At 39.3% G+C, this 6677-nt stretch carries 6 protein-coding genes; 1 reads left to right on the forward strand and 5 read right to left on the reverse strand.

Features of this window, described 5'->3' with window-relative positions:
• Positions 1–118 precede the first annotated feature (118 nt).
• From QZ562_RS01385 to QZ562_RS01405, 5 genes are all read right to left on the reverse strand, one after another.
• Positions 119–1042 (reverse strand): Dyp-type peroxidase, encoded by a 924-nt coding sequence (locus tag QZ562_RS01385; protein ID WP_293755953.1) that lies wholly within the window; start codon positions 1040–1042, stop codon positions 119–121.
• A gap of 25 nt (positions 1043–1067) precedes the next feature.
• Positions 1068–2741: a gamma-glutamyltransferase gene (gene ggt / locus QZ562_RS01390; RefSeq protein ID WP_293755976.1), complete on the reverse strand. Its 1674-nt coding sequence runs from the start codon at positions 2739–2741 to the stop codon at positions 1068–1070.
• Positions 2742–3168: 427 nt separating this feature from the next.
• Positions 3169–4431 carry an ammonium transporter gene (locus tag QZ562_RS01395; protein ID WP_293755956.1) on the reverse strand — a complete coding sequence of 421 codons (1263 nt, stop codon included), beginning with the start codon at positions 4429–4431 and terminating at the stop codon, positions 3169–3171.
• 17 nt (positions 4432–4448) lie between these two features.
• On the reverse strand, positions 4449–4787 hold the full coding sequence (gene glnK / locus QZ562_RS01400; RefSeq protein WP_007622553.1) for a P-II family nitrogen regulator: 339 nt from the start codon (positions 4785–4787) through the stop codon (positions 4449–4451).
• 417 nt (positions 4788–5204) lie between these two features.
• Entirely contained in the window at positions 5205–5384 is a 180-nt protein-coding gene (locus tag QZ562_RS01405; protein ID WP_293755961.1) for a hypothetical protein, read from the reverse strand.
• A 154-nt stretch (positions 5385–5538) separates the two neighbouring features.
• Between QZ562_RS01405 and QZ562_RS01410 the strand changes: the two genes are divergently transcribed.
• Positions 5539–6357, forward strand: coding sequence for a hypothetical protein (locus QZ562_RS01410; RefSeq protein WP_293755964.1), 819 nt, complete (start codon positions 5539–5541; stop codon positions 6355–6357).
• Positions 6358–6677 lie beyond the last annotated feature (320 nt).

Below are 6677 nucleotides of genomic sequence, written 5' to 3' on the forward strand. Positions count from 1 at the left end.
TTTAAATCAATATTCATTCGTGAGGGGCAAAAATTCAAAGCTACTGTTTCACTATACCTATGGCTAATTTTAACATAACTCATCGAACTGATTTCATAACGCCTAACGTCAACAATATTTATTTCTTCGCTTGTTTTTTGATAAAAGTAGTAGATGGCGCAAAAAACGCTGCGCCAGTTTCAGCTGTGGTGTAATCGAGGAATTTATCGTAAATTCCCTCCTCATCGCCAAAAATCATACTATTCAACATTGTGGTAAAAGGCTTAGGGCTTTTACCACAAGAAACAAAAAATAACCCCTGCACCGACATATCACCGTAAGGCATACCTTGCCTGAGCATTTCCATGCTATTACCCTTCTCATCTTTTAAAATAGAGCGCTGTGCGTGAGACGAAGCCATCTTTTTTTCACTGCTATATTCAGTATTGTCAGCTTTGGTTCTGCCGATCACGTCTTCTTGGTTTGCCACAGGCAGTAACTGCCACTTTGTCATATTGTGTCGGTAGCGCTGCACATGAATGTAACTGCCTCCAGCAAAATCAGGATCATCATCACCGACTATCGCAACATTAAATTTGTGCATGCCACGAGGGTTTTCAGTGCCATCTACAAAACCAGTCAGGTCTCTCCCGTCTAAATATCGAAAACCCCTCACCTCTTCATACAAGTCAACGTGGACTTTAAACAACTGTATGATCTCGATACCTATGGCATAACAAATGTCCATACGATCTGCTTTGATTTGAATAAACAAATCACCGGGCGAATTCGGCGCACTGCGATCGTCGCAATTCATGGCGGGGAATGGAGCTAATTCTTTTGGGATAATATCAGGGTACAACTCGTACCAATAATCAGTGCCTATGGCCAAAACACCTGACACCATTGCTTCGTAATATTCCTCATCAAAATATGTAAACAAGTCTAAGGTGCGGGCTAATTTTACACGCATGGCCTGAACATCATCGTCTATGACAGTGAAAGTCAAAAAAAGTGCGTGAATATTAGGCTCTGCACAGATGCCCTTTTGAGCTTGAGTCATAATGTTTTACTCGTATTCTACAAAGTTAATAGCCAGCCGCTTGGCCGTCTTTCCGACTTTCCGACGCGCCATAATATATGCCAGTTTCAGGATCGCGCATAATAGCTTGGTATCCACCAAAAGCCCCCAGTACATCTTGTATAACATGGCCTTTTTTAATAAGTTGACGTTTAACCTTGGCATTAAAACCTGTCTCTAAACTGACATAACCACCGTCAGTCATCACTTCATCTGTGGGTTGGCTGGAGCCTGAATGTAACATTCTGGGTGCATCCCCTGCCTCTTGTAAATTCATTCCAAAATCAATGAGGTTGACTACAATTTGTGCATGCATTTGTGGTTGTGTACCACCGCCCATGACGCCAAAACTGACCCAAGGTTGACCATTACGAGTAATAAAAGCAGGGATGATAGTATGAAAGGGACGTTTATTTGGCGCATAAACATTAAAGTGGCCTTCTTTTAAACTGAACATTTCACCTCTATCTTGCAACACAAAACCTAAACCAGTAGGTGTCATACCTGACCCCATACCACGATAGTTACTTTGAATAAGCGAGACCATATTTCCATCTTTATCTGCTGTAGTGAGGTAAATGGTATCTCCTTCATTCAATCCTGCATCAATACGTTTGCTGGCTTTATTATTATCAATTAACTTACGGCGTTGTTGGGCATATTCTTTTGAGATTAGCCAATCAACTGGGATCTTATTAAACGCAGGATCAGCATAATATTTTGCCCTATCTTCAAACGCCAGTTTTTTTGCTTCGACAAAACTATGAATGTATTGTTCTGAGCCAAAACCCATACCTTCGACATCAAACTGCTCTAGCACATTTAAGATTTGTAAAGCGGCGATGCCCTGACCGTTTGGCGGTAATTCCCAAACATCATAACCTTTATAATTTGTCGAGACTGGTTCGATCCACTCAGAAGTGTGGCTGGCTAAATCGTCATAACTTAAAAAGCCACCTTGTTTTTTCATGTATGCAGCTATCGACCGAGCAATATCACCTTTATAAAAGGCATCGCGTCCACCCGTTGCAATTTTTTCGTAGGTAACAGCTAATCCTTTATTTTTAAATAACTGACCTTTCACTGGTGTATGACCCTTGGGCATATACGTTTCTTTAAAGCCTTCAAAACCACTCAGTTTAAGCGCACTACGCTGCATGTAATAAGCAACGAGTTCACTAACAGGAAATCCATTTTTAGCGTATTCGATACTAGGTGAAAGGATGCTGGTCATGGGTAAGCTACCAAACTTAGCATGCAGTTCGAACCAACCGTCTACTGCACCGGGAACAGATACGGGCAAAGGCCCATGGGCAGGAATACTGTCTAGCCCTTGTAACTTAAAATGCTCTAAGGTGAGCGACTTTGGTGAGCGACCCGATGCATTGAGTCCATATAATTTCTGAGTTTTAGCATCCCAAACAATAGCGAATAAATCACCACCTATCCCGCTGCCAGTTGGCTCAACTAGTCCTAGCATAGCATTGGCGGCAATGGCAGCATCTATGGCATTACCGCCCTGTCTAAGGATTTCCAAACCTACCTGAGTGGCTAATGGCTGACTGGTAGCCACCATAGCGTTTTGGGCAATCACTTCAGAACGAGAGGCAAAAGGTTCGCCCGTGATCCGGTCATAAGCAAAACTTTTAGAGCTACCTAACATCAGGGTTAACAGACTCATTAATATAGATATTTTCATTGGCCACGAATTTAAGGTTAACAATATAATTAGGATACTCTGATTTTGTAGTTCAATGCACTGAGTTAAACTACTGTAACTTAATTATTCAATGAAATTGCACAAAGAAACCGGTAGTGAGGAGTTAGCCACATACAAAAATACATACAGCAGTGGCTCTGTCATATGTTGCATTCCTAATTTAGTCTTTAGGAGGCAAAAAATGTCCCATCATATTTATAAGATAGTGACCCTAAATAATGCAATTTTAACCTCGGAAAAGTGACTCAAAGCACGTTATTCTAAAATAAAAAAAGCCCCACGAATGTGGGGCTAATAAATATCTAATCAATAATTACTTTTTAATGTGCTTTTTACAGCTTAATTATTTTTTGTTCGCTTTTTAAAATTTTTGATTAACGATTGAAGGTTAATTACGTGAAATAGTGAAGTCAGGGTAAGCTTCTAAGCCACACTCACTCATATCTACGCCTTCGAACTCTTCTTCCTCGGTGACACGGATACCCATCACAGCTTTCAATATTGCCCACACTATAAAGCTAATACCAAATACCCAAATAAATATAGTAGCAGCACCTAATAACTGACCACTGAAAGTGGCTGCTTCAGGATTTGTGAAAGGTACTAGTAACAGACCTAACAAGCCCACTACGCCATGAACAGAGATAGCACCTACAGGATCATCAATTTTCAATTTATCAAAAGCAAGGATACTAAACACAACTAAAATACCACCCAAAGCACCGAATAAGGTAGCTTGAATAGGACTAGGTGTAGAAGGCTCAGCTGTAATAGCAACTAAGCCAGCCAAAGCACCATTTAAGGCCATTGTGAGGTCAGCTTTCTTAAACAAAATACGCGCTAAAATGAGAGCAGAAACTAAACCACCAGCTGCAGCAGCATTAGTATTTAAGAATACCACTGCAACAGCGTTAGCGCTTTCTACGCTGGCTAGTGCTAGCACTGAACCACCATTAAAACCAAACCAACCCATCCATAAGATAAAGGTACCTAAGGTCGCCATAGGTAAGTTAGCGCCAGGTATTGCATTGACTTTTCCATCTTCTGAATATTTGCCTTTTCGTGAGCCTAGCAACAATACGCCAGCAAGAGCTGCAGAAGCACCAGCCATGTGCACAATACCCGAACCCGCAAAATCAGAGAAACCCATATCGCCTAAGGTATATAAACCAAATACCGAATCGCCACCCCAGGTCCAAGAACCTGACATAGGATAAATAAAGCCAGTTAGAACCACTGTAAAGGCTAAAAATGCCCAAAGCTTCATACGCTCTGCAACTGCGCCAGAAACAATAGACATAGCTGTAGCCACAAATACCACTTGAAAAAAGAAATCAGAAGCAGGTGCGTAAGTAGCCGCATCTTCAGCTACACCTGTTGCACCGTCAGATAATATTCCTTCCAAGAATGGAGTGGCAGTGCTTATTCCTCCATCTCCTCCGTACATGATCCAATAACCACACACCATATACATGATGCAAGCAATCGCATAAAGCGCAACGTTTTTAGTTAGTATTTCTGTCGTATTCTTTGCTCTAACTAGGCCAGCTTCCAGCATTGTAAAGCCAGCTGCCATCCACATAACTAGCACACCACACATCAAAAAGTAAAATGTATCTATGGCGTAGCCCAATTCAAAAGTAATTTCCATAGTTTCTCTCCTAAAGTCTAGATGGCTTCGCCATCTGTTTCACCAGTACGAATTCGAACAGCATGTTCTAAATCATAAACAAATACTTTACCGTCACCAATTTTGCCGGTTTTAGCAGCGCCAACAATGGCTTCTACCAAACGTTCGACGTGGTCGTCTTGTACGGCAACTTCAAGTTTAACTTTCGGTAAAAAGTCCACTTGATACTCAGCGCCACGATATAATTCGGTGTGACCTTTTTGACGTCCAAAGCCTTTGACTTCGGTTACAGTCAAACCATCGATCCCGATTTCGGAGATTGCCTCTCGCACATCATCGAGCTTAAAAGGCTTAATGATCGCAGTAACTAATTTCATGGTGTAGCTCCCAGTTTGTTGTCATGTGTTGCAAGTATTTTATGAAACTACAACAAAACCTATGCCATGTTTTTTTATCAATAAAATCATATAGTTAACCAGTAACAAAAGTTGAATGTTACATTTCATTGTGATTATTTGGTGCAATAGTCAAAAAAAGGATCAAATTGGTGCACACTTGAAAATATGTTCTAGTATTGATGAATTTACAGTGACTAAGACTGAGATATCAGTGTGATGTACTTAAGTCCGGTTTATCCTCAGCTTTTCATATTAACGGATAAAATATATTCCAATACGACATGTTTATTTCTAAAAACATCGATGGCAATCTTGACGCATTAGGCTTGATGTTTATGTTAAAAGACAAAGAATACAAAGCTATCATTAACCAATATCAGAAAAATTTTTTATCGACTACACCAACATTTCTGGCGTAACACTAACGTCAGAAGTCACATTTACAATTTCGATGTTGGGAAAGATGGACTTGGAAAATTTAGGTAAAATCACAATTGTGATAGCAGCAAACAAAAATGAACACGCTGTGATAGAAAAAATTACCAAAGGTATATTTTCTGATAGCCAATCCGTCATATTAATGTCCGATTCTACAAACCACGCCTTTAAATTGCTGGATTCGATCTAGTTAGATAAAACACCTTATTTTGAATATGGCTATTTTGAACTAAACCAATACAGGGTACTCTACTCAATTGTAGGTATTCATTAAGGACATGCGCTAGCATCAGTGTTTAAAAAAAATTCGTTTTTACTTTTATCAATACTCCTTCACCTGATTGTTATATATGTGGTTGCCCAGTCGATTATGTTTCCTTCTATGTCTGACTCACCACAGAAAAATCTAGATGTGATTCAAGCAACACTAATATTTGATTTGCCCACCCCCATTCCAGAAACCCCTGTTGATGTGATTAAAGAAAAAACACCTTTGTCTACTGAACCACAAGAAGCAAACTCCGTTTCTGAAGCACCAGACAAAAGCTTGGTTGAATCCGATTCAAAACTTAAAATACCAACAATCCCTGTCTTATCCCAATTAGTGCCACCTGATGACCAAGATGAGATGAAGAAAGAGTTACAAGATAAACCGAAACAAGGTGATAACGTTAATACGATAACGTTTGCTGATAAAAACATGGCACCAACAGCTAGTTTAGAGATGCTTACGCCTACAACAAACATGGCAAGACGCCATCTAAAAAGTTTTCAGCAACAACAACAAAATAGATTAGCTGAACAAGCATCTCAATATTACCAACAACGTAAAAATTCACCTGTGATAAATACTGACGTCAAGGAACCTTTTATGTCCGAAGGTGAAAAATTTAAAGATAACCTTAAAGTACGTGCAGATTGCAGCAGCAGTACAAAGAAAACAACCGTCGTATTATTAAGTATATTTGGAGGAAATATCGACTGTTCGAAACAGCCTAGCATCGAGGGGTTTATTCAAAATAGGATTAATAAAAAATCTAATTTACCTGAACAATATCATCAAACAGAACAAAAAATCCCACAATCAGTGGTGATTAAAAAACGACCATAACTTTTTGGGTTTATCCAGCGTATTAGATCTGTAGACGTATTTATAAATCACACCAGATAATACTGTGGTGATGGTGAAAACACCGAAATATCAATCACTTTGATCGGATCTGGTTGTGCGTTACCTTAGCAAGGTTATCAATACTTCACCCATCATAGGAACATCTAACCAATGATTTAGGCCTTGTTATTGTTAATAACCAGTATAAATGTTGATTGTTTATAAATTCGCTAGCGAATATTCACTTTAACCTAATAATTAGTATAAAATTACCATCTAGTTTTTAAAAGAGAATTACATTCCATTTTAAAACATAAAGT

The sequence above is a fragment of the uncultured Paraglaciecola sp. genome (assembly GCF_913058035.1).
In the GTDB taxonomy this organism is placed as follows: Bacteria; Pseudomonadota; Gammaproteobacteria; order Enterobacterales; family Alteromonadaceae; genus Paraglaciecola.